Annotated in this window: 2 protein-coding genes; both read left to right on the forward strand. The window is 76.6% G+C overall.

Annotated elements, in window-relative coordinates; genetic code table 11:
- A partial coding sequence (locus tag ACFQ11_RS37690; protein WP_378307738.1) for a DUF4389 domain-containing protein occupies nt 1-388 on the forward strand: 388 nt, incomplete at its 5' end.
- Between the two features lie 86 nt (nt 389-474).
- On the forward strand, nt 475-1456 hold a 982-nt coding region (locus ACFQ11_RS37695), incomplete at its 3' end, for a serine/threonine-protein kinase (RefSeq protein WP_378307740.1).

Here is a 1456-nt window from a genome sequence, read left to right on the forward strand (position 1 = left end):
GGCGCCCGCGCCGGAGGCCGCGACCGCGGGCGGCGCGGGCGGCGGCACGGCGGGCACGGCGGCGGGCGGCGAGGGCGGGCCGACCGTCCTGGTGGACCTGCCGTACCCGGAGGCGTGGCGGGGGCCGCGGCGCTGGCTGACCCTGCTGCGCGCCCTGCTGGTGATCCCGCACCTGGCGGTCATGCTGGTCCTGCAGATCGTGCTGGTGGCCGTGCTGCTGGCGAGCTGCGTGATCATCCCGTTCACCGGCCGCTACCCGCGCCCGCTGTACGGCCTGGTCGTCGGCTGCCAGCGCTGGTCGGCGCGGGTCGTCGCGTACGGGTTCGGCCTCACCGGCGAGAGGCTGCCGCCGTTCCGGACCCTGCCGCCCGCACGGCGCGGACGCTGAACCGGCACTAGGCTTCGAACGTCCTATTTGACCGAGGACCGCTAGGGTTCTGCCGGACAGACCCCCATTCCCCCCACAGGATCAGGATGACCACGCACCCAGGAGACAACGGCGAGGCGCTGCGCCCCGGGGACCCCGAACGGCTCGGCCCGTACCGGCTGACCGGACGGCTCGGACGCGGCGGCATGGGAACCGTCTACCTGGGCGAGGACGACGGCGGGCGCCGCGTCGCCGTCAAGGTGATCAACCGGGAGCTGGCCGGGGAGGGCGCGTTCCGGGAGCGGTTCCGGCGCGAGGTGACCGCGGCCCGGCAGGTGCGGCGGTTCTGCACGGCGCCCGTCCTGGACGCCGAGCTCGACCGGGATCCGCTGTACGTCGTCACCGAGTTCATCGACGGGCCGAGCCTGGAGCGGGCCGTGCGGGAGCGGGGGCCGCTGCCCGGCTCCGACCTGGAGGGCCTCGCCGTCGGCGTCGCGACCGCGCTGTCCGCCATCCACGGCGCCGGGATCGTGCACCGCGACCTCAAGCCCGCGAACGTCCTGCTGTCGTCCACCGGCCCCCGCGTCATCGACTTCGGCATCGCCCGCGCCCTCGACGCCGCCGACGGGCCCACCCGCACCGGGCAGTTCGTCGGCACCCCGAACTATCTGCCGCCGGAGATCCTGCGCGGCGAGCCGATCACCCCCGCCTCCGACGTCTTCTCGTGGGGCTGCGTCGTCGCCTACGCCGGGACGGGTGTCGCGCCGTTCGCGGGCGACACCGTCCCCGCGATCTTCTACCGGGTGGTGCACGACGAGCCGAAGCTGGACGCGCTCGACCCCGGCCTGCGGGACGTCGTCGCGGCCGCGCTCGACAAGGACCCCCGCAGCCGCCCGTCCGTCCAGGAGCTGCTCGCCCGGCTGGTCGGCAGCGGCACCACCCACGACCCGGCGACGCTCGCCGAGACGGTCGCGAGCGGCTGGCCCCGCGCGGGAGCGGCCGGGGCGGGGATCGGCGCCGGCGTCGCCGGCGCGGGCGTGCGGGACGCGCCGCCGCCGCACTCACCGCCCGTCCCGGGCGGCCCGGCCG

It is taken from the genome of Actinomadura sediminis, from assembly GCF_042675525.1.
Taxonomy (GTDB): domain Bacteria; phylum Actinomycetota; class Actinomycetes; order Streptosporangiales; family Streptosporangiaceae; genus Spirillospora; species Spirillospora sediminis.